Origin of the sequence: Lentibacillus sp. Marseille-P4043, from assembly GCF_900258515.1 — a bacterium.
Taxonomy (GTDB): Bacteria; Bacillota; Bacilli; order Bacillales; family Amphibacillaceae; genus Lentibacillus_C.
The window spans coordinates 2,558,357-2,578,723 of record NZ_LT984884.1; the positions used below are offsets into that span (position 1 = coordinate 2,558,357).

At 37.2% G+C, this 20,367-nt stretch carries 22 protein-coding genes, 2 pseudogenes and 1 riboswitch; of the genes and pseudogenes, 13 read left to right on the plus strand and 11 right to left on the minus strand.

The window, feature by feature from the left end; all coding sequences use genetic code 11:
• Positions 1–79: 79 nt before the first annotated feature.
• The 7 genes from C8270_RS12510 to comGA are packed head-to-tail and all read right to left on the minus strand — an operon-like array spanning position 80 to position 3,976.
• Positions 80–484, minus strand: a complete 405-nt coding sequence (locus tag C8270_RS12510; protein ID WP_106497152.1) for a hypothetical protein — start codon at positions 482–484, stop codon at positions 80–82.
• Positions 456–872 (minus strand): ComGF family competence protein, encoded by a 417-nt coding sequence (locus C8270_RS12515; protein WP_158701707.1) that lies wholly within the window; start codon positions 870–872, stop codon positions 456–458. The genes C8270_RS12510 and C8270_RS12515 overlap by 29 nt, the downstream gene beginning before the upstream one ends.
• Positions 853–1,194, minus strand: coding sequence for a prepilin-type N-terminal cleavage/methylation domain-containing protein (locus tag C8270_RS12520; protein WP_158701708.1), 342 nt, complete (start codon positions 1,192–1,194; stop codon positions 853–855). Before C8270_RS12520 ends, C8270_RS12515 begins: the two co-directional genes overlap by 20 nt.
• Entirely contained in the window at positions 1,184–1,612 is a 429-nt protein-coding gene (gene comGD / locus C8270_RS12525; RefSeq protein ID WP_106497155.1) for a competence type IV pilus minor pilin ComGD, read from the minus strand. The genes C8270_RS12520 and comGD overlap by 11 nt, the downstream gene beginning before the upstream one ends.
• 9 nt (positions 1,613–1,621) lie before the next feature.
• Positions 1,622–1,930: a competence type IV pilus major pilin ComGC gene (gene comGC, locus C8270_RS12530; protein WP_106497156.1), complete on the minus strand. Its 309-nt coding sequence runs from the start codon at positions 1,928–1,930 to the stop codon at positions 1,622–1,624.
• Between the two features lie 17 nt (positions 1,931–1,947).
• Positions 1,948–3,003 carry a competence type IV pilus assembly protein ComGB gene (gene comGB, locus C8270_RS12535; protein ID WP_106497157.1) on the minus strand — a complete coding sequence of 352 codons (1,056 nt, stop codon included), beginning with the start codon at positions 3,001–3,003 and terminating at the stop codon, positions 1,948–1,950.
• Positions 2,966–3,976, minus strand: a complete 1,011-nt coding sequence (comGA, locus tag C8270_RS12540; protein ID WP_106497158.1) for a competence type IV pilus ATPase ComGA — start codon at positions 3,974–3,976, stop codon at positions 2,966–2,968. Before comGA ends, comGB begins: the two co-directional genes overlap by 38 nt.
• A 168-nt stretch (positions 3,977–4,144) precedes the next feature.
• Between comGA and C8270_RS12545 the strand changes: the two genes are divergently transcribed.
• Positions 4,145–4,363 (plus strand): YqzE family protein, encoded by a 219-nt coding sequence (locus C8270_RS12545; RefSeq protein ID WP_234028558.1) that lies wholly within the window; start codon positions 4,145–4,147, stop codon positions 4,361–4,363.
• Positions 4,364–4,394: 31 nt separating this feature from the next.
• On the opposite strand, the gene C8270_RS12550 is transcribed toward C8270_RS12545, so the two are convergent.
• Both C8270_RS12550 and C8270_RS12555 read right to left on the minus strand, forming a co-directional pair.
• The gene (locus C8270_RS12550; protein ID WP_106497159.1) at positions 4,395–5,186 is read right to left on the minus strand and encodes a YqhG family protein; all 792 of its coding nucleotides are present in this window, start codon (positions 5,184–5,186) and stop codon (positions 4,395–4,397) included.
• On the minus strand, positions 5,176–6,828 hold the full coding sequence (locus C8270_RS12555; protein WP_106497160.1) for a DEAD/DEAH box helicase: 1,653 nt from the start codon (positions 6,826–6,828) through the stop codon (positions 5,176–5,178). Before C8270_RS12555 ends, C8270_RS12550 begins: the two co-directional genes overlap by 11 nt.
• A gap of 167 nt (positions 6,829–6,995) precedes the next feature.
• Positions 6,996–7,091: riboswitch (glycine riboswitch) on the plus strand.
• 248 nt (positions 7,092–7,339) lie between these two features.
• On the opposite strand from C8270_RS12555, the gene gcvT reads away from it, so the two are divergent.
• From gcvT to gcvPB, 3 genes are read left to right on the plus strand one after another with little or no spacing between them, the layout of a single operon-like run.
• Complete coding sequence (gene gcvT, locus C8270_RS12560) at positions 7,340–8,446, plus strand: glycine cleavage system aminomethyltransferase GcvT (RefSeq protein WP_106497161.1); 1,107 nt, start codon at positions 7,340–7,342, stop codon at positions 8,444–8,446.
• 13 nt (positions 8,447–8,459) lie between these two features.
• On the plus strand, positions 8,460–9,809 hold the full coding sequence (gene gcvPA / locus C8270_RS12565) for an aminomethyl-transferring glycine dehydrogenase subunit GcvPA (protein ID WP_106497162.1): 1,350 nt from the start codon (positions 8,460–8,462) through the stop codon (positions 9,807–9,809).
• Complete coding sequence (gene gcvPB, locus C8270_RS12570) at positions 9,802–11,259, plus strand: aminomethyl-transferring glycine dehydrogenase subunit GcvPB (RefSeq protein WP_106497163.1); 1,458 nt, start codon at positions 9,802–9,804, stop codon at positions 11,257–11,259. The genes gcvPA and gcvPB overlap by 8 nt, the downstream gene beginning before the upstream one ends.
• 63 nt (positions 11,260–11,322) lie before the next feature.
• On the opposite strand, the gene C8270_RS12575 is transcribed toward gcvPB, so the two are convergent.
• Positions 11,323–11,691 carry a rhodanese-like domain-containing protein gene (locus tag C8270_RS12575; protein ID WP_106497164.1) on the minus strand — a complete coding sequence of 123 codons (369 nt, stop codon included), beginning with the start codon at positions 11,689–11,691 and terminating at the stop codon, positions 11,323–11,325.
• Positions 11,692–12,135: 444 nt separating this feature from the next.
• Between C8270_RS12575 and C8270_RS12580 the strand changes: the two are divergent.
• The 5 genes and pseudogenes from C8270_RS12580 to C8270_RS12600 form a co-directional block, all read left to right on the plus strand.
• Positions 12,136–14,091, plus strand: a pseudogene (locus C8270_RS12580) (vitamin B12-dependent ribonucleotide reductase); the annotation flags it as partial.
• Positions 14,092–14,372: 281 nt separating this feature from the next.
• A complete protein-coding gene (locus tag C8270_RS12585; RefSeq protein WP_106497166.1) occupies positions 14,373–14,678 on the plus strand; it encodes an HNH endonuclease in 306 nt (101 codons plus the stop codon).
• 69 nt (positions 14,679–14,747) lie between these two features.
• Positions 14,748–15,356, plus strand: a pseudogene (locus C8270_RS12590) (vitamin B12-dependent ribonucleotide reductase); the annotation flags it as partial.
• A 148-nt stretch (positions 15,357–15,504) separates the two neighbouring features.
• Complete coding sequence (mntR, locus tag C8270_RS12595; protein ID WP_106497167.1) at positions 15,505–15,921, plus strand: transcriptional regulator MntR; 417 nt, start codon at positions 15,505–15,507, stop codon at positions 15,919–15,921.
• 317 nt (positions 15,922–16,238) lie between these two features.
• The gene (locus tag C8270_RS12600) at positions 16,239–17,129 is read left to right on the plus strand and encodes a patatin-like phospholipase family protein (protein ID WP_106497168.1); all 891 of its coding nucleotides are present in this window, start codon (positions 16,239–16,241) and stop codon (positions 17,127–17,129) included.
• Positions 17,130–17,155: 26 nt separating this feature from the next.
• Here C8270_RS12600 and C8270_RS12605 read toward each other — a convergent pair whose 3' ends face one another.
• The gene (locus C8270_RS12605; RefSeq protein ID WP_106497169.1) at positions 17,156–17,524 is read right to left on the minus strand and encodes an SA1362 family protein; all 369 of its coding nucleotides are present in this window, start codon (positions 17,522–17,524) and stop codon (positions 17,156–17,158) included.
• A 149-nt stretch (positions 17,525–17,673) separates the two neighbouring features.
• On the opposite strand from C8270_RS12605, the gene C8270_RS20010 reads away from it, so the two are divergent.
• The 4 genes from C8270_RS20010 to efp all read left to right on the plus strand — a co-directional run bounded on the left by C8270_RS20010 (position 17,674) and on the right by efp (position 20,214).
• Complete coding sequence (locus C8270_RS20010; protein ID WP_158701709.1) at positions 17,674–17,853, plus strand: hypothetical protein; 180 nt, start codon at positions 17,674–17,676, stop codon at positions 17,851–17,853.
• Complete coding sequence (locus C8270_RS12610) at positions 17,828–18,346, plus strand: YqhR family membrane protein (protein WP_234028559.1); 519 nt, start codon at positions 17,828–17,830, stop codon at positions 18,344–18,346. The genes C8270_RS20010 and C8270_RS12610 overlap by 26 nt, the downstream gene beginning before the upstream one ends.
• Before the next feature lie 214 nt (positions 18,347–18,560).
• Complete coding sequence (locus C8270_RS12615; RefSeq protein WP_106497170.1) at positions 18,561–19,622, plus strand: M24 family metallopeptidase; 1,062 nt, start codon at positions 18,561–18,563, stop codon at positions 19,620–19,622.
• A gap of 34 nt (positions 19,623–19,656) precedes the next feature.
• Positions 19,657–20,214, plus strand: a complete 558-nt coding sequence (efp, locus tag C8270_RS12620) for an elongation factor P (RefSeq protein WP_106497171.1) — start codon at positions 19,657–19,659, stop codon at positions 20,212–20,214.
• The last annotated feature ends 153 nt before the right edge of the window (positions 20,215–20,367 follow it).

Consider the following 20,367-nt stretch of genomic DNA (forward strand, 5'->3'; position numbering starts at 1 on the left):
TAGAAAGTGGGGGATAGGTTAGATTTGTTGAAAATTATCCATAAATGTATTGATTTTAGTTTGTCTCGTAACGTAAAACTTATTCTGTGAGCGATTCAATGTCTGTTTTATTACTATTGGGAAGTAGCAGGGTACTAACATTAGAGTATGATTTTCCTTCCGTGGAAATTTGGAATAACAATTGGTATTCCATTTCATTGATTCGTGTATAGGTGATCTTTACAATGCCAGGGGGAAAGGTATATGTTTTCTTCCCTGTTTCTTTTGCGGTTTCTAATGAGAATTCGTCTACAAATTTTGCTCTTCCCATCTGTAATAATGTTTCAATTTCTAATTGTTCAATGTGGTTATTTGCTATATGAATATCGTTTTTGTACATGTTCACTTTGGTTGTTAGCACAAGTAAAACGATTGCTACGATGAATAAGACATAAGGCAGAATAAATCCGCCTTGTCTATTGATAAATGATAATTTGTTTTTCATACGTCTCACCTTGGATAGATGTGATTTTTGCGTGTATACCATATGGAAGTGATGTGAATGATACTTCTTCAACATCACGCAAATAAATTTCGTGACCCTGCCCATTAACTTGGCGACGAATTAACGTCTCATATTGTTCGATTGTTACTGTTTCTTCATCGTTTATTATCAACTTAATAGCTGTTGGAGTTACTGCATAATCGGTTGCTTTTATCACATCATCACGTAGGAAATACAAAAATTGCTGTATTGATTCCTCCTGATAATTTGTTGAATAGGCAGCTGATTTTATTAGATAGGAAATAAAAGGCAGGGTCATAAACAGAATGGTAACGGTTAGTAGTAAAGTTAAAAAGGTGAATCCACGTTCAGTCCGAGCGATACCCATATAGACAGACCTTTTCTTTTCGTTTTTTAACATTCTGCCATTTGACACATCCTTTGATTAATTCTTTTTCAACACTAAACTGATAGGTTACGGTGTTCGATTCCAGTGTTTTTGAATAGGAAGCAGGTATTTTTTTATTGTCTTTCCATAAATAAAGTTGCAATTCATCGTGTAAATGATTCGTAACTTTCCGCCGTTCACTTAAAACCGCTTCTTCATTGTTTAATAAAGATGTTAACGGAATAATCGTTGTTGTGATTATCAACACGATGCTAAAAGCGACCAACACTTCAATAAGTGAAAATCCATTATCATTCCGCAATATAATAACGCCCCTTACCCAATGGGAAAATAATTTTATATTCCTGTTTCTTTGTAATGATTTCTAACGTGCCGGGGGTTCGTATCGTTCCAAGCTTATTAAAGGAAATCGGCTTCTGTAATGTTCGCTTATCAATTTTCCATTCTTTTGGGATGGTTCGTTCAATTACTTTTTCATTTGTACGACTATAAATGGTGTAACGATTATTCTCTGCGTCAATACTTAATCGGAAATTATCATCTGATGCAAAAGACATATTTTGCATATATAATAAATCTGATTCAAACGTACGGAAAAATTGTTCTGCTTCCTGTTTATCAAGCAATGAAAATTGGATTGGCAAACTAAGTAGAATTAGCAGGGACCAAATGCCGAGGATGAAGATAACTTCGAGTAATGTGAATCCATTCGTTTTCATGTTTTACCCTTACTCAGGAGCAGTTACTTTCCCAGTTGAACTATTATAATTAAGTTGTTTGTTATTTGGACAAGTTATTTGTTCCTTGGTTATATATTCATCGACCATGTTCTGTAAATTGGTAGGATATTTGTTTTTTTCCAGATAATGTGCGTCAACCTGGGCTTGAACAACAGATACCAGTGCCTCGCATCCCTTGGAATTGACTTCTTGTCCCTTTTTTCCTAGATTTGGAACGATTAGGATGATTAATACAGAAATTATCATTAAGACAATCAACATTTCGATTAGTGTAAATCCTTTTTGGTTTTTGAACATGATTTATATTCGCTCCTTTAGATTGTTTTGATTAATTGAAACATTGGCCACATCAATGTAATGTAGATAAACACGATAAATCCCGCCAATATGATAAAAAATACAGGTTGAATATAAGTGATTGTTTTTAAAATCTTACGGTGTAATTCCTCTGTTAGCAATTCAGCATAAATGGATAAATCTTTTTCCAGTGCTGCAGCATCTGCATTTTTTTGAAAAATAATTGGTATTTGTTTATCAAGTAATTTTAGTTGGGATAAAAGGCTTGTAATGTGTTTACCTTGGTTCAATTCTTGAATCATGAGTGTAGAATAGTAAGCTAGAATCGGTAACTTCGTCTGTTGTGCCATCGTGTTTAAAATTTCTTTGATGGGAATCCCGGTTTTTAATAGGGATCCAAAGTGGGTTGCAAATAAAAATGTTGTTTGTATTTGCTTGTATTTGCGATAAACAGGCAAGCTGCTATAAAGCTTGATTTGTTTTTCAATCCGAATTTTTCGCTTGTTTATTTGCCAAAGCAGGTAGCAAATGACCACAAAAATGATTACTAGATAAGCGAAGTTGCTTAAAAAGTCAATGATCATGATGGATATGAATAACATGGATGATGTTTCTGTACTTGATTGGAACAGATCCAAAAAAGAAGGAAGAACGGATTGTTTGATGAAATAGAGTAGAACTGAAAATATCAAGAGCAATATAGCGGGGTATCGTGCAACTTGTTGGAATTTCTTGTGGTAGTGCAGACGCTGTTCGTACATATTAAGACATTTTCGAATACTTGCTTCGATATCACCATTTGCCCGAACAAAGTAGAGGTACGATGTTATGATCGTATTAAATTTTGCCTTCTCAAAAGCTTGATCGAGTGTACTACCATTTTTTAATGCAAATATTATGATGGATGCTGGTTCTTTCATTGTTTTGTTCCATTTTATAACCTCGAGTGATTCAATTAAGGTGTATCCATTTTGCAATAACCTTGATAAGCGATTCAGGAACAGAAGTTGAGTTTCTTTGTTTAAATTTTTTTGTCTAATTTGTGTGAAAAACTTTTTCAGATACAAAGCCATATGCATATGCCTTCTTTCTTAAGTGATCAAACGATTGAAATTCCTTCATTTGTTCAACATTAACTCCCTTTAATGCGTTTTCCAACAGGTTGCCATCTAAAAGTTCCAACACGGCAGCACGTCTTGTGATCGCCTGATTGAATTCAAGCGGTAACAGTTCGAGCGCTGCAACAGAAATTAAAGATTGCTGTAAATCGGGTATAGTCATGCCTAATTCCAACAGCCTATGAATGGTTCCTATCGCATTTTTTGCATGTAAGGTGCTTAATACGAGGTGACCGGTCAATGATGCATCAAATGCAAATTTGGCTGTTTGTTCATCGCGTATTTCGCCAACCATAATAATGTCGGGATCATGTCGGAGTGCAGCCTTTAATCCAGCTTGGTAAGTGATGCCAGCCTTTTCGTTAACCTGAACTTGTAAAATATTCGTAATGTCTTTTTCGATTGGATCTTCTAATGTGATGGTTTGATAGGAATTTTCTTTTAAGATGCTTTGTAGCAGGGAATACAATGTGGTTGTTTTTCCACTCCCGGTTGGCCCTGTGAACAGAATAATTCCCGAACGGTGCGATATCCATTTTTTTAATCTGTTTAACTGGTTTGGGAATAAAAAAAGTTGATCGAGTGTGAAATGTTCTTCTTGTGGGAGTATACGAATTGCTAAACTTTCCATATGACTGACAGGGAGAGTTGATAATCGAAGTGAATAATGTTGTGTTGTTGTTTCAAAGTTTATAGTTCCGTTTTGGGGCTTTCGGATTTCCCCGATATCCATTCCCGATGTGAACTTAAAATAAGTCAATAACACTTGGTATTGTGAAGCTAATACCGATTGCTTGAAAATTCGCTTCCCATGGACACGGAAATAAATGTCTGTTTGATCCGGAAAAGGATAGAAATGAATATCAGATGCTTGCATTTCAATCGCGGATCTTAGGAGTTTGGTTGAAAGTGTTGTAGCGGAGCTCAATGACCTATCGCCTCCATATTTTTATTTGTTGTATAGTACTCATTCGACATAACACAACAAATTCCTTCTTTTATTTTAAATTAATTTAAAAATTTTTTGAGGTTATGATGGGATGGGGGCAGATAGCAACAAATTATGTAAAAAAAGCCTATATGTATAAGGTCCGGCATGAAGGAAATGCTACGTCATAGTGGGGTGATTAAAATTTCCGGAAATGATTTTGTTAAATATATGACAGAAAAAGTGGTGACGTTCATGGATTCGTCGCCAGAACAACGCAAGGAAAGAAAAGGGAAACAGAAAAAACAGGAACCTGCGATTTATTCCAATCGTTGGTTTGGTATATTGCCATTTGCGGTTAAAATGTTTATGAAGAAAACAGATTAAGCGGGCCCACCAGAGTAGGGGGCCTGCTTTTCTATTGAATTGCACCTTCAGCAAGGTAAAATATTCCGCCATTGATAACCTCATAGGTGATTGTTGGCTGGTAACGATTATTGATTTCCTTTAATTCTTTGTCCATTTGATTTGCGCGTGTTTCATCATCTGTATCATGATAAAAATGTTTTAACATGTTCATTTCCTCTGTTAGTGTTTGCAGGGAATCGTCGGCCCATTCATTTGATTGTTTTTGAATATGTTGATCGATAACCGATTCGATCCGTAAGAACCCGCTTTTTATTCTGATTAACGGAGATAATGTAAAACAATAATCAGAAATAGTTAGCTGGAGTGGTAACTGTTCTAAATGCTCCATCATATTCGGTTTCATCATTCCGCTTAGCAAATGTAAACCAATCGAGATAATTTCATCCTTTTTTTGTTTGCCAATGTAACTAATCTTCATATTAATAACAAGCCAAGGGTGTAGCGGTGTTCTTGTTGTTGTATTTATTTGTTGAAATAACTTGGTGTACTTTTCATTATTTTTCAGATGAGTGAAAATCTGCTGTAATCTTGGACTGCCAAAGTGAATCCATTCGCCTTTTTCATCTTGCTTATTCGGGTTGGTGATGAGTGTTAAACTCATGGGGTCACCATTATGGCCCATTTTTTTAATATAATGCCAGTAAAAAGGCCTGTTCATTAGGGCGCGATCCATTTTCTCATTTAACTGAACGGTTGCCACCCCATTTTGATTATGGATAATTTGACAATCATGCGCTGTAAAATAATCCGTTAAAAAGTGATTCAGGTCTTTAATTGCCATATTGTTGTTCCTCACTTGTCACTTCATTTTTTGATTGAATCACGGAGGATAAGTTATTCAGCTTTATTTTTGCTTCTCCTGTTGATGCTGATTCAGAGAAGATCGTTTGGATTTCTGATTCAATGTCCGTGATATTCAATTCTGCTAAAATGGTATCTAACTGACCGATAACTGATTCGAATAAATTTATTTTTTCATATAATAAATTCATAATGTGTTCTTCAACCGTCTCCCGGATAGCGAAATTATAGATATGCACGTCTTTTTCTTGGCCATACCGATGAATACGACCAATTCGCTGTTCAAGCCGCATTGGATTCCATGGCAGATCATAGTTAATCATATAATTACAGAACTGTAGGTTAATCCCTTCGCCACCAGCTTCTGTTGCGATTAACACTTGTGCATGGTCCTGGAAAAGTTTACGCATCCAGTCCTTTTTACTTGGTTTAAAGCCACCACGAAATGGGACAGATGTTATATTGCTTTGTTGTAGATACCATTGTAAGTAAAGTTGTGTTGCACGATATTCCGTGAAAATAATCATCTTTTCATCCGGATGTTGTTTAATTAATTCAACTACCTTTTCCGCTTTCGAGTGATGTGGTAATTGCTCGATTTTTCCCGCCAGTTCTTGGAATAAGTTTGTTGTATGCTCATCATTTCCCATTTTTTTAAGTGATAAGTAACACGCTTCACGTGATGAGCATATTTCCCGTAATAGCGTTATTCGAGAGAAGGATGATGTAAAAGGTACACTAGCTAGTTCTTGATAAAATTCTTTTTCTTCCTGATTAAAATCAATCCAAATGGTATCAATGTGTCGTTTTGCATTGCTTAATTCGGTATCTTCGCGTGTATTTCGTACCATTACCTTTTGAATCAACTGTTTTAAATATGCATCCTGCTTGATTTTTGTTCGATCTTTCCCGTACTGTTCCAGGAATGATTCATAATTTCCTAAATGACCAGGCTTGAGTATCGATACTAAATTAAAAATTTCAACCAAACGATTTTGTACTGGCGTTGCTGTCAAGAGTAAACAATATTTCTTTTTTAACATCCGGACAAATTCATAGTTCTTCGTTTTATGATTTTTTAGTTTATGTGCCTCATCAATTAAAATAAAATCATAATCCAATTCCAAAATCTTTTCCCTGTGTGGGGAACGTTTTGCTGTATCAATGGAAGAAATGATGATGTTGCCTTGCTCCCAGGCATAATTCTTTCGGTGGGTTATCGCAGGTATATAAAACTTTTCGTTTAATTCTCTTGCCCACTGATTTACTAATGATGCCGGAACTAAGATTAGTGCTTTTTTTACTAAACCACGGATCATGTATTCTTTTAAAATTAAACCAGCCTCAATTGTTTTACCTAACCCAACTTCATCTGCTAAAATTGCGCGGCCATTCATTTCTTTAACCACTTGTTCTGCACATGTAACTTGATGCGATAAAAAGTTCACATGTGGAAGATAGTCTAACGAACGTAATCCGTTAAAGGATGGTGTCATCGTTGTCTTTTCTGCTTGATAGGCCATTTGAAATAATTCCCAATGGGAGAACTGGCCTTCCTTATCAAGATTTGTCTGAAATTCATCGATAAATGCAGTATCTTTTTGTATGTTAATCTTTGTCATAACCAGCTTCCTTTTCCCCGAGTTTAATGAATTGAAAAAGAATTTAATGTTTTGTTACTTTAGCTATTTTTGTTGCATGTTTTATGGTATACTTAAGCCGAATAAAATAGATATTTCTTGTTTGTTGATACATAGTATAACCAATTACATTCTTTTTCATAAAGCGAATGATTACAAGGGGAGAGTTTACGCATATAATTCTGCGTAACGCCGAAGGAGCAAACGACTGTGAATCTCTCAGGCAAAAAGACTCTTGTAGGACGCTACTCTGGAGAGTGTTTACGACTTTTGTAGACCACCAACGAAGCAAGTACCTATGGAGTGAGGAAACTAGATTCCTATAGGTGCGCAACTTTCAGGTTGATGGACAGAGATTTCCTGCGTATCAGTGTGTTCAAAATGTTACCAATCAGAAAGATAGGTTTTGACTTATTATTTGGTAATGATTGAACAGCCTCGAGCGATGAAATCTCTATTTTTTTATGCCATTTTTTAGAAGGAGTGGATCAGTGTGAGTGATTTAAAACGTACCCCTTTATATCCAGAATATGAAAAACACGGGGCAAAAACAGTTGATTTTGGCGGATGGGACTTGCCGGTGCAATTTACAGGCATTAAACAAGAACATCATACAACAAGAACGAAGGCAGGTTTATTTGATGTTTCGCATATGGGTGAGATTGTCGTAAAAGGCGAAAAAAGTTTACCTTTTTTACAGAAGATTATGACTAACGATGTTGCGAAACTGCAACCAAAACGCGCTCAATATACGTTCATGTGCTATGAAGATGGTGGAACGGTAGACGATTTAATTGTATACATGCTTGAAGAGAACCATTATTTGCTCGTTGTTAATGCTGCGAATACGGAGAAAGATTATGACTGGCTTGTGCGAAATAATTCTGAGGGTGCGACAATATCTAATGTGTCTGAAAATTATGTTCAGTTAGCGCTTCAAGGACCATTGGCTGAGGAAATATTGCAGTCGTTAACTGAAACCGACTTAAGCGAGATTAAATTTTTCCGCTTTGAAAATCCAGTTTACTTTTCAACAATTTCAGCCGGGGCAATTGTTTCTAGAACAGGGTACACTGGTGAAGATGGATTCGAGATCTATATCAATGCAGAGAATGGCCAGGCATTATGGCAGCTTTTATTGGAAGCGGGTAAAGATAAGGGACTTGAACCGATTGGACTTGGTGCAAGAGACACATTACGCTTTGAAGCCAATTTAGCTTTATATGGCCAAGAGTTATCCAAAGATATTACACCACTGGAAGCAGGGATGTCATTTGCGGTTAAAGTAAAAAAAGATGCTGCTTTTATTGGGAAGGATGCCCTATTAAAGCAAAAAGAAGCTGGGGTACCAAGGAAACTGGTTGGAATCGAAATGATTGATAAAGGAATTCCACGTCACGGGTATGAAGTATTCGCTGATGATCAGGAAATTGGTTTCATTACTTCTGGAACACAGTCACCAACTTTACAAAAAAACGTTGGGTTAGCACTTGTACAATCGGAGTTTGCCCAAGTTGGTACAGAGGTTGTGGTGCAAGTCCGGAAACGGCAGTTAAAAGCAATTGTTGTCGAGACACCATTTTACAAACGTTCAAAATAGGGGAGGGTATAGCATGGAATTTCGTTATTTACCAATGACAAAAACAGATAAACAAGAAATGTTGCAAACGGTAGGCGTAGAAACGACGGATGATTTATTTGCTGATATTCCATCTGATGTTCGTTTTCAGGGAGAGCTAAATCTCAAAAAATCAACAAGTGAAGTGCAATTAAAAAAAGAACTCGTAAATCTTGCAAATAAAAATGCTAATTTAACAGAGTATTGCTCTTTCCTTGGAGCAGGTGTTTATGATCATTTTATTCCATCTGTTGTGGATCATGTTATTTCTCGGTCAGAGTTTTATACGGCATATACACCATATCAACCAGAAATTTCCCAAGGCGAATTGCAGGCAATATTTGAATTCCAAACGATGATTAGTGAACTTACCGGAATGCCTGTAGCAAATTCATCCATGTATGACGGTGGAACGGCACTTGCTGAGGCTGTAAATTTAAGTGCGGCTACAACGAAAAAGAAAAAAATTCTCGTTTCAAAGGCAATACATCCTGAATCAAGGGCGGTTATTGCGACATACGCTAAAGGACCAAACCTGGAAATTGTTGAGATTGAACAAGAAAATGGCCAGACTAATTTAAAGCAATTGGCTGACGAACTAGATGAGAATACGGCGAGTGTTGTCATGCAGTATCCAAACTTTTATGGTCAAATAGAGCCGTTACATGAAGTGAACAAGTTAATCGAGCAACAAAAAAAGACAATGTTTGTCGTATCAAGCAATCCATTGGCATTGGGTTATTTAACACCTCCTGGTTCGTTTGGTGCTGATATTGTTGTTGGTGATACACAAGTGTTTGGAATCCCAGCACAATTCGGTGGACCACATTGCGGGTACTTTGCAACGACACAGAAATTGATGCGTAAAGTTCCTGGCCGATTGGTTGGGCAAACTACCGATGAAGATGGAAAACGAGGATTTGTACTAACCTTGCAGGCGCGCGAACAGCATATTAGACGGGATAAGGCAACTTCCAATATTTGTTCCAATCAAGCATTGAATGCGCTAGCAAGCTCTGTTGCGATGAGCTCAATCGGAAAACACGGCATTAAGAAAATGGCAATGCTAAATATGCAAAAAGCACGTTACATGAAACAGAAATTAACAGAAGCAGGGATAGAAGTGACAACAACTGGGGCCTTTTTTAATGAGCTCGTTATAAAGCTTCCGGGATCTGTGTCTGATTATAATGCACAACTTTTAACAAAAGGCTTTATTGGTGGCTATGATTTAGCACAGGCTGATCCAGAACTAGAAGGGCATATGCTGCTAGCAGTAACTGAAATTCGTACAAAAGAAGAAATTGATACTTTTGTAAAAGAATTGGGGGATATCCATGGCTGAGTTTGATTTTCCGTTAATTTTTGAACGTGGTAAAGAGGGTAGAACGAGTTATAGTTTACCAGAATTAGATGTTCCAGAATCAGATTTAGAAAATGAATTAGACGCTGTTTTTATTCGAGAGACAGCACCTGAATTACCTGAAGTAAGTGAATTGGAAATTATGCGTCATTATACAGGATTATCACGTCGCAACTATGGCGTAGATTCCGGCTTTTATCCATTAGGTTCTTGTACAATGAAATATAATCCAAAAATTAATGAAGATGTTGCACGACTACCTGGATTTAGTCATATTCATCCACTTCAAGACCCTAGCAGTGTTCAAGGTGCTATGGAAATGATGTACGATTTACAAACATCGTTAAAAGAAATTACTGGTATGAATGAAGTCTCTCTTCAACCTGCCGCGGGTGCACAAGGTGAATGGACCGGGTTAATGATGATTCGTGCCTTTCATGAGGCAAATGGGGATACGAATCGTACAAAAGTAATTGTTCCCGATTCTGCACATGGCACAAATCCAGCGTCTGCTTCGGTTGCGGGATTTGATGCAGTTACAGTTAAATCAAATGAAAAAGGCTTAGTGGATTTAGAAGATTTAAAGCGTGTTGTTGGCGATGATACAGCTGCATTAATGTTAACAAATCCAAATACATTGGGTCTATTTGAAACAGAAATAGTAGAGATGGCAGAAATTGTTCATGGTGCTGGTGGGAAATTGTATTATGACGGCGCTAATTTAAATGCAATTATGGGGTATGCACGCCCCGGTGATATGGGATTTGATGTTGTGCATTTAAATTTACACAAAACCTTCACAGGTCCACATGGTGGTGGTGGTCCTGGATCAGGTCCAGTTGGTGTGACCGAAGAATTCACACCATTTTTACCAAAACCATTGCTAGTGAAGCAAGATGATGGGTATGTATTTGATTATAATCGCCCACAATCAATCGGTCGAGTTAAACCTTATTACGGTAACTTTGGCATAAACTTACGTGCCTATACGTATATCCGGACAATGGGTGGAGAAGGTCTGAAAAAAGTAAGTGAATATGCAGTATTAAACGCAAATTACATGATGCGTAAATTAGAAGCGGAATATGTTTTACCATATCCGCAACATTGTAAGCATGAATTTGTTTTATCAGGGAAAAAACAGAAAAAACTAGGTGTTCGTACACTGGATATTGCGAAACGTCTACTTGACTATGGTTATCATCCACCAACCATTTATTTCCCATTAAATGTGGAAGAGGCAATGATGGTGGAACCGACAGAAACAGAATCAAAAGAGACCTTGGATGGTTTCATTGACACGATGCTCGCGATTTCTGATGAGACAAAAAATGATCCTGAAACCGTTCAGGAAGCACCACATACAACAATTGTGAAGCGGATGGATGAAACTACCGCTGCAAGGAAGCCGATCTTACGTTATTTTAAATAAAAAAGATGCCCAAAGCTATTCATGCTTCGGGCATCTTTTTTTATAAGGGCGCTTGTACTTTTCTTATATTTTGACTTTTCCTGTCCATTTTTTAAATCCGCCTTTAAGCTGGTTTAAATCCTGGTACCCTTTTTTTTGCAGCAGCTGGGCAGCGCGTGCTGATCTTGAGCCACTTTGACAATAGAGATAGACAGGCTTGTCCTTTCTCAACTCAACAAGACGCTGTTTCATTTGAGTCAGTGGTATATTTCTAGCGCCGAGAATATGACCTTTTTTAAATTCCTGAGGCTCTCTAACGTCGATTAATTGGGCTTTTCGATATCCCTCGCGAAATTGATCTTCGGTTAAGATTTTTAAATAAGCACGTTGTCTAAAGTAGCGGAATAAACCAAATCCGATAATAATAACAAGTACAATGATGATGATTTCCATTATTTGTCCCCCGTTTATTTCTTTTGCTTCCTACTCTATTATATGGTTGATTGCTTATTTTTTCAAAGGGTTTATTTTTTGATGTTACGTAAGAAATAAGATTTGCAGGTATGGCCATTTTTATAAGTTAGTTGTATGATTTATTTGGTGTAAAACAGAGCAATAATATTGTGGCTTTTTTGTCGATATTTTATATAAACCATTTAGCTTGGGAATGCAAACTACGAAAAAAATGATTTAACCATCGTAATGGATTGTTTCCTTTTGATTTCTCCTTATATCTAGCAAAATTGGTTTATTTCTATTATTGACAAATAAGCTATTTTTTGCTCGCATCACAATATATAGTGTTTGTTTTTAAATGCAGTCTCAATATGTTGTTATTTTTTTCTTGAATGTGGTATGGTAAGATTAGTATTCTAGTGAATAAAAAGGAGTGATGAAATGTCGATTGCTGTTGAAGATAGAAAGAAAATCGATATTAAAAACCTAAATCAAGATATTGCGTTATTCTCACAAGTACACCCAATTACAAACGACATGAAGCTAACTCATAAAGGTGTATCACGGCTAGTTATGCTTGACCGTTATGCATTTAAAGATACGGAGAAGAAAACGTTAAAAGCAGGGGACTTTGTTGTTTTAACAGTAAAAGCTGATCCGAAATTTCCTGCACGTGGGTTAGGATTTATCAATGAAATCGATTGGATTCATAATCAGGCAACGATTCAAGTGAACCCCGAATTCGTCCATGTGCTTGACAATGAAGCGGAAGCTGAAACTGGAATAGTGAAACGTTCATTAGATGTGATTGATAAACCATTAGAAGTCTATTACGAACAAATCGCTAGAAGGAATGCCACAGGTCTTGCAAATGTGGAAACCACGGAAGAAAAACGGCAGGAATCATTTAAGAAGTTTAATCAAGAATTAGCGAATTTGAACTTTATTCCGGCTGGTAGGGTACTGTATGGTGCCGGTTCTGAAACAGATGTGACCTTTTTTAATTGTTACGTTATGCCGTATATTCAGGACTCACGCGAAGGAATTTCTGATCACCGAAAACAAGTGATGGAGATTATGTCGAGAGGCGGCGGGGTTGGAACAAATGGATCAACACTACGCCCGCGTAACACATTAGCAAAAGGGGTTAATGGTAAGTCATCAGGTTCGGTATCATGGCTGGATGATATTGCTAAGCTAACACACTTGGTAGAACAGGGTGGAAGCCGAAGAGGGGCACAAATGATAATGTTAGTTGATTCCCACCCTGATATTATTGAATTTATTATTTCTAAAATGCAGAATCCTAGAATCTTACGTTACTTAATTGAAAACACGGAAGATGAACAAATTAAGCAGCTGGCACAGGAAAAGCTAAACTTTACACCATTAACAGAGATAGAATTCGATTTGTATCAAGGAATAGTCAATTATAAATCGATGCCTGGCCAAGGCGGATTCACGCAAGCGGCAATAAGGGAAGCGGAAGAAAAGCTACAAACTGGAGGAACGTACTCTGTTCATAATTCAGAGTTTTTAACAGGAGCAAATATCTCTGTATGTTTAACAAAAGACTTCATGGAAGCCGTTGAAAATGACGGATGGTATGAACTTCGTTTTCCAGATGTAGAAAATTATACAACCGAGCAAATGAAAGAATACAACGAGAATTGGCATGAAGTTGGCGATGTCCGTCAATGGGGAGAAATGGGTTATCCAATTCGTGTTTACCGTCGCATAAAAGCTAAAGAATTATGGAATTTGATTAATATTTGTGCAACATATTCAGCTGAGCCGGGGATATTTTTTATTGATAATGCCAATGACATGACAAATGCCAAGGCGTATGGGGATCAGGTAGTTGCAACAAATCCGTGTGGAGAACAACCTCTTGCACCATATTCTGTTTGTAATTTAGCGGCAGTAAACCTTGCTCAATTTGCAAACAAAGATACGAAAACAGTCAACTATGAAAAACTAAAACAAACTGTAAAAACAGGCGTAAGAATGCAGGACAATGTGATCGATGCGACACCATACTTTCTGGAAGAAAATCGAAAACAAGCACTTGGTGAACGTCGTGTAGGCTTAGGGGTAATGGGTCTTCATGATCTTCTGATTTATTGTGACACAGCGTACGGTTCAGAAGAAGGAAATAAACTAGTCGATAAAATATTTGAAACGATTGCTACAACTGCATACCGGACTTCGATTGAGCTAGCTAAAGAAAAAGGAAGTTTTCCATTCTTAATTGGTGATACAGAAATCGAAACAAAATCGTTACGTCGAGCGTTTATTAATACAGGGTATATGAAGCAAATGCCAGAAGATATAAGAGAAGGTATTATTAAATATGGTATTCGTAATTCCCATCTCTTAACAGTAGCGCCTACGGGTAAAGTTGTTGCCCCCTATATCTGTAAAGATGTAGCGTAAACTTGGCTATATGCGGGAAACACTCAGTATCCTTTCGTACTCGTGCCTTGCCAGCACATTCATATAGAGTAAAAAGTGAAAGGTGGAGCCAATCCGCAGGGAAGTCGTGGCTGACCCCTCAACGACTACATGCCGAGCAACCTGAAATATGCACCTTAGATTTATAAAAAGTAAATAAGGTGACGTATTGCAAAAACAGTGTTTAAATTGCGGAATAATGATAAAGGTTAGACCCAGTCACTATGAAAGAAAAAAATTTTGTTCCCGAAAATAACCTAGCTTGGCAAGGTGGAGATATAGATTATTATGGACCTAACTGGCGATCTCAAAGAAAGAAAGCCAGAATAAGAGATAATTTCACTTGTCAAGATTGTGGATTAACTGAAAAGGAATATGGAAAAGAACTATCCGTTCATCATATCATTCCTTTTAGAGAGTTTAAGGGAGACTGGGAAGAAGCAAATAGATTATCAAATTTGGTGTGTTTATGTGAACACCCATGCCACCGCAATAGACACAAAAATAACATGGTTGATGATATAGTCTGATCCTCATGGCGACATGGGGAGCGGGTACTAATAATCCCGCCCTCTATCAATTAGAGAGTAACAAAAATGAGTACAGGTACGATGGTCGGCGTTAGTACTGGTTTAGAACCATACTTTTCCTTTTCTTATTTTAGAAGTGGAAGACTTGGGAAATTTATCGAGGTAAAAGCGGATATTGTCCAAGAGTATTTGGATAGAAATCCGGATCAGGATCCAACTGATTTACCGAATTGGTTTGTGACTGCGATGGAATTAGCACCAGAAGCACATGCGGACACACAATGTGTTATTCAACGTTGGGTTGATAGTTCGATTTCAAAAACGGTAAATGCGCCGAAAGGATATTCCGTTGACCAAGTTGAAAGTGTTTATCGCAGGTTATACAATGGTGGTGCTAAAGGTGGTACGGTTTATGTAGATGGTAGCCGTGACACACAAGTATTAACATTAAAAGCTGAAGAAAATTCATTTGACGATGAAGCAGAAGCAGTGGAAGAGACAACAAAGAAACCACGCGTTGTGCTAATGGACACGATTCAGGAATTAGATAAAACAAATGTAACGATTGGATCGGAAGTCGGTGATACATGTCCTGTTTGCCGAGAAGGTAGTGTAGAAGACATCGGCGGCTGTAACACGTGTACAAGCTGTGGTGCCCAGTTGAAATGTGGATTGTAAGCAACAAGGAGGACTAATCAATGATTGATTGGTCCTTCCTTTTTGTTGGGTGTAAAGACTTGTTTCACATCCTTTTTTCCTGTATGCTTTTATATAGAAACAATGTTGCATTAACTAAAAAATTATTCTTTGAAATGAGGAGATTTTTATGCCAACTCCAAGTATGGAGGATTACATAGAACAAATTTATAATCTAATTGAATCAAAGGGCTATGCTCGTGTATCTGATATTGCAGAAGCATTGCAGGTTCATCCATCTTCGGTCACAAAAATGGTGCAGAAATTGGATAAAGATGAATACTTAAATTATGAGAAATATCGCGGTTTTGTATTAACAGCAAAGGGCAAAAAAATTGGCGAGCGTTTAGTTTTCCGTCATGAATTGTTGGAACAATTTCTTGAGATTATTGGTGTCGAACATGAAAATATTTATGAAGATGTGGAAGGAATTGAACATCATCTAAGCTGGAACTCGATTGATCGGATCGGTGATTTGGTCCAATACTTTAAAGCAGACGAAGCCCGGGTAGATAAATTGCGAGAAACACACAGTGAAGTGGAATAGTTATATGAAATCCATCCAAATCTTACGGATGGATTTTTGTTTCAAAAGTAAAGAAAGTATAACTTAAAATAGGCGTGTGGCGTAATAGCAGAATCAGCCACGGCCAGCTCCAGCACCCAGCGACTAGTTGACTTCCCGTACCTCCTTACGATAAGTCAACATCGATTCGCTTACGCTCATCGTGTTTCCTTTATCTCACACGGCATGGTCCAGTCAATACGTCGCTAAACGGGCGCTTGCGCTTTTGTTCTGAAAAAGTGTTCTAATTTTAAAGGAATTGCTTAAAAATGTATAAAGACCACATAAGGGGCGAACTAATGAAAATTGATGTTGTTTTTTCTGGTGGTGGGGTGAAGGCATATGCATTTTTAGGTGCACTTACGAGTATTGAAGAACATAAGCATGAATTGGAACGTGTTGCAGGGACGTCAGCCGGTGCAATTGTTGCGGCATTTTTAGCGGCTGGGTATCGTTTGGGCGAAATTGAACAATTAATGAATGAATTGGATTTAAAAAAATTTCTCGACCAACCAGCGATTAGTAACTATATCCCATTTAGCAAATGGTTATTTTTTTATTTTCAAATGGGACTTTATAAAGGGGATAAATTGGAAAATTGGCTTTATGAATGTCTTGCTGAAAAAGACGTTTATACATTTAATGATGTAAAGCCAGGGTATTTGAAGGTTGTTGTTAGTGACTTATCGCTTGGTAAACTTGTTGTGATACCAGATGATATAGAGCGTATTTATGGAATCAATCCGAAGCATTTTCCTGTGGCAAAAGCAATCCGAATGAGTGCAGGATTTCCGTATTTTTTCATGCCGAAAAAGTTGCCAGGTAAAACGAAGGATAAGAGCATAATCGTTGATGGGGGCTTATTAAGTAATTTTCCTTTATGGATTTTTGAAAATGGGGATACCATCAAAAAACGCCCGGTATTGGGAGTGAAACTAAGTGCAAATATAAAAGATTATCAACCGCGTAAAATTAGAAACGCTTTTGATATGTTCCATGCGCTCTTTTCCACGATGAAACAGGCGCATGATTCCCGCTACATTTCCAAATCGCAAAAGAATAATATTATTTTTATTCCGGTTGAAAATGTCGAGACAACAAATTTTTCAATTAGTGAACAGACAAAAACGAATTTAATTGAGGCAGGTAAAAATAGAGCGGAAAAGTTTTTACGAAATTGGCCAAAATAAAAGGCAGATAAAAAACCGAGCGACAATTAAAAAGTTGCTCGGTTTTTTCGTTTGTGTTTATTGCCATCTATAACACGTAAATGGGAAGCACGTTTATGTGTTTTCTTCTTTATTTGCATTGGTTGCGTATGTTTGGTCTGCGTTTGCTTTTTGGTATCTTTATATTTTGATTTCGATTGTTTTACTGCCTGTTTGTATTTCTTCATATCACTGGAAGGGGCCCTTTTTCTGAGAAAAACAAAATAGATTACCGCAAATACTGCCAAACCGAAACCAATCATTGTGAAAATACTAGTTATAAAGCTTGTCGTATTTGTGAAAAGCTGAGAAACTAAACCAATGACTGCCAGACCTATGATGATATAGATCAAAACAGAAAATTTATTACGAATCACAAAAATTGTCCTCCTTTCCCATCAACGGGCACATAATAAATGCTCTTTACTATATTGTATACCACGAATAGTACGTTTTATAGCATTGTTTTTCAAATCTTTTTTTACAACTTTGTTACTATTAAATTCTGTCCTGTTTTACTAAAAATATGCAATACTATTTTCATTTTTACTGGAGCAAAGTCAAATCGCCATCTATTTTACTAAATAAAGTAACCTATCGCCAGTTGCACGTGTTAAAACCACTAATTTGCATGATTGCTTTTACAACAATTGGTGATAATAAGGGTGGAGGTGGTAGATGTGGCAGAAACAAAACATCAAGATGAAGACAAATCAGCAGAAAATAATCGTGATAAATCAATGTCGTTGCTATCAAGATCATTAATTACCGGATTTGTTGGCGGGGTGATCTGGAGCATCCTTGGGGTGGTTATGTACTATTTTAGTTTTTCAGAGGTAGCAGCAAAATCGTTCGTACTTAGGTCCTGGCTAGTTAAAGGATGGACAGATGGATGGCTTGGGGATGTTATTTCCATTTTGCTGACTGGGGTATTGTCCGTTTTTGCGGCGCTTGTCTATTATGGATTGTTTAAAAAGATAAATTCTATTTGGCTAGCTGCAGGATTTGGTGTTGTTCTCTGGGTCATTATATTTTATGTTTTCCATCCCATTTTCGATAATGTTCCACCAGTAACTGATCTAAATATGAATACAATTGTTTCTACATTATGTTTGTTTGTCTTGTATGGAACGTTTATCGGCTATTCGATTTCTTACGATTATCATGATACGATTGTAAAAGAACAACGCGAAAGTTAGGAACACGCTAAAAAATTGAAAAAGTTATCCAAATGGTCCAGTTTATGATAAACTAAAAAAGTTATTTCTTCTAAACACGAAGGAATAAAGCCTTGCATGTAGCACTTAGATGAAAAAAGTGTTGCATCAGATGTGATAACTTGTAGCTGTTTGGTTTAAGGGTCAGGCTATCGGTAGCTGTCCTTTATGATAATAAATAGAAAGGGATGGGAGAATGGAGAAACTAACAAGACTTAGAGAAGAACTCGAAGCAAATAAGTTGGATGCACTATTGATTACCAGTCCAATTAACCGGCGGTACATTACAGGATTTACCGGCACTGCTGGAGTGGCAATTGTAACTCAGAACGATGCGCTTTTCATCACAGATTTTCGCTACATAGAACAGGCAACGGAACAGGCAAAAGATTTTAAAATAGTGGAACACAAACAACTCATCATCCAGGAAATAAGTGATCAATTGAAACAGCTTAACGTTAAACGAGTTGGTTTCGAAAAAGAATATGTTACGTTTGCTACGTATGAATTGTATAAAAAGACAATTGATCAAGAATTGCTACCAGTCAGCGATATCATTGAAAAGTTACGTCTGATTAAGTCGGAAAGTGAACTGACTACATTAAAAAAGGCAGCTAAAATTGCGGACGATGCATTTGTTCATATTCAAAACTACATTAAACCAGGTGTTAAAGAAATAGACATCTCCAATGAATTAGAATTCTTTATGCGTAGACAAGGCGCAACATCATCTAGTTTTGATACGATTGTTGCCTCTGGCTATCGTGGGGCATTGCCACATGGTGTCGCATCGGATAAAGAAATTCAAAGCGGTGAACTTGTAACATTGGATTATGGCGCTCTATATCAAGGGTATTGTTCAGATACAACAAGAACGGTCGCAGTTGGAGAAATTAGTGATGAGCTAAAAACAATCTATGATACTGTATTAACGGCACAATTAACAGGTGTTGAAGGTGTCAAACCAGGGATCACTGGAAAAGAAGCAGATGCTATCGTACGGGATTACATTACGGAAAAAGGGTATGGGGATTATTTCGGCCATTCAACAGGACATGGTGTTGGAATGGAAGTTCACGAAGGACCTGGACTATCCCATCGTTCCAGCATAAAACTACAGCCAGGTATGGTAGTGACCGTTGAGCCCGGTATCTATGTACCAAACGTAGGTGGCTGTCGGATTGAGGATGATCTTGTTGTAACAGAAACAGGCAATGAGCGCTTGACTCTTGCTGAGAAAAAATTGATTCAATTATAAGTATAAGCGTGTTTTTTAAGGGAGGATTTTCAACATGATTTCAGTTAACGATTTTAAGACAGGTTTAACAATAGAAGTAGATAATGGCATTTGGCAAGTATTGGAATTCCAACATGTTAAGCCTGGTAAGGGTGCTGCGTTTGTTCGATCCAAATTACGTAATTTACGAAACGGCAATATTCAGGAGAAAACATTCCGTGGCGGTGAAAAAGTAAATAAAGCACATATTGAAAATAGAAAAATGCAATATTTATACGCTTCTGGTGATACGCATGCATTTATGGACACAAACACATATGAGCAAATTGAATTGCAATCGAGTCAAATTGAAGAGCAATTAAAATTTATGAAAGAGAATATGGAAGTTTCGGTCATTACGTATGAAGGTGAAATTCTTGGTGTTGAATTGCCAAATAACGTGGAATTAGAGGTTACTGAAACGGAACCGGGAATCAAAGGCGATACGGCTAGTGGTGGTTCCAAACCAGCTACCCTCGAAACTGGTCACATTGTACAAGTTCCATTTTTCGTAAATATTGGTGATGTATTAGTGATTAATACATCCGATGGAAAATACGTTTCACGCGCATAAGCACAATATTAAAAAGGAGAGTCCATTATTGGGCTCTCCTTTTTTATTTAAGCCTTTTTTTAAGAATGTTTGTTTTTTACACAATAGATATAAACTGCGATGTAAATAAGAAATTGCTCTCTCACCGTTCCGGAAATACACTTCGCTTTCCGC

What these genes read in the sequence shown, in the direction of transcription:
- C8270_RS12510 (WP_106497152.1), bottom strand. Translation starts at nt 484, where the DNA reads ATGAAAAACAAATTATCATTTATCAATAGACAAGGCGGATTTATTCTG.
- C8270_RS12515 (WP_158701707.1), bottom strand. Translation starts at nt 872, where the DNA reads ATGGGTATCGCTCGGACTGAACGTGGATTCACCTTTTTAACTTTACTA.
- comGD (WP_106497155.1), bottom strand. Translation starts at nt 1,612, where the DNA reads ATGAAAACGAATGGATTCACATTACTCGAAGTTATCTTCATCCTCGGC.
- comGC (WP_106497156.1), bottom strand. Translation starts at nt 1,930, where the DNA reads ATGTTCAAAAACCAAAAAGGATTTACACTAATCGAAATGTTGATTGTC.
- comGB (WP_106497157.1), bottom strand. Translation starts at nt 3,003, where the DNA reads ATGGCTTTGTATCTGAAAAAGTTTTTCACACAAATTAGACAAAAAAAT.
- C8270_RS12545 (WP_234028558.1), top strand. Translation starts at nt 4,145, where the DNA reads ATGAAGGAAATGCTACGTCATAGTGGGGTGATTAAAATTTCCGGAAAT.
- C8270_RS12550 (WP_106497159.1), bottom strand. Translation starts at nt 5,186, where the DNA reads ATGGCAATTAAAGACCTGAATCACTTTTTAACGGATTATTTTACAGCG.
- C8270_RS12555 (WP_106497160.1), bottom strand. Translation starts at nt 6,828, where the DNA reads ATGACAAAGATTAACATACAAAAAGATACTGCATTTATCGATGAATTT.
- gcvPA (WP_106497162.1), top strand. Translation starts at nt 8,460, where the DNA reads ATGGAATTTCGTTATTTACCAATGACAAAAACAGATAAACAAGAAATG.
- gcvPB (WP_106497163.1), top strand. Translation starts at nt 9,802, where the DNA reads ATGGCTGAGTTTGATTTTCCGTTAATTTTTGAACGTGGTAAAGAGGGT.
- C8270_RS12575 (WP_106497164.1), bottom strand. Translation starts at nt 11,691, where the DNA reads ATGGAAATCATCATCATTGTACTTGTTATTATTATCGGATTTGGTTTA.
- C8270_RS12585 (WP_106497166.1), top strand. Translation starts at nt 14,373, where the DNA reads ATGAAAGAAAAAAATTTTGTTCCCGAAAATAACCTAGCTTGGCAAGGT.
- mntR (WP_106497167.1), top strand. Translation starts at nt 15,505, where the DNA reads ATGCCAACTCCAAGTATGGAGGATTACATAGAACAAATTTATAATCTA.
- C8270_RS12600 (WP_106497168.1), top strand. Translation starts at nt 16,239, where the DNA reads ATGAAAATTGATGTTGTTTTTTCTGGTGGTGGGGTGAAGGCATATGCA.
- C8270_RS20010 (WP_158701709.1), top strand. Translation starts at nt 17,674, where the DNA reads ATGCAATACTATTTTCATTTTTACTGGAGCAAAGTCAAATCGCCATCT.
- C8270_RS12615 (WP_106497170.1), top strand. Translation starts at nt 18,561, where the DNA reads ATGGAGAAACTAACAAGACTTAGAGAAGAACTCGAAGCAAATAAGTTG.
- efp (WP_106497171.1), top strand. Translation starts at nt 19,657, where the DNA reads ATGATTTCAGTTAACGATTTTAAGACAGGTTTAACAATAGAAGTAGAT.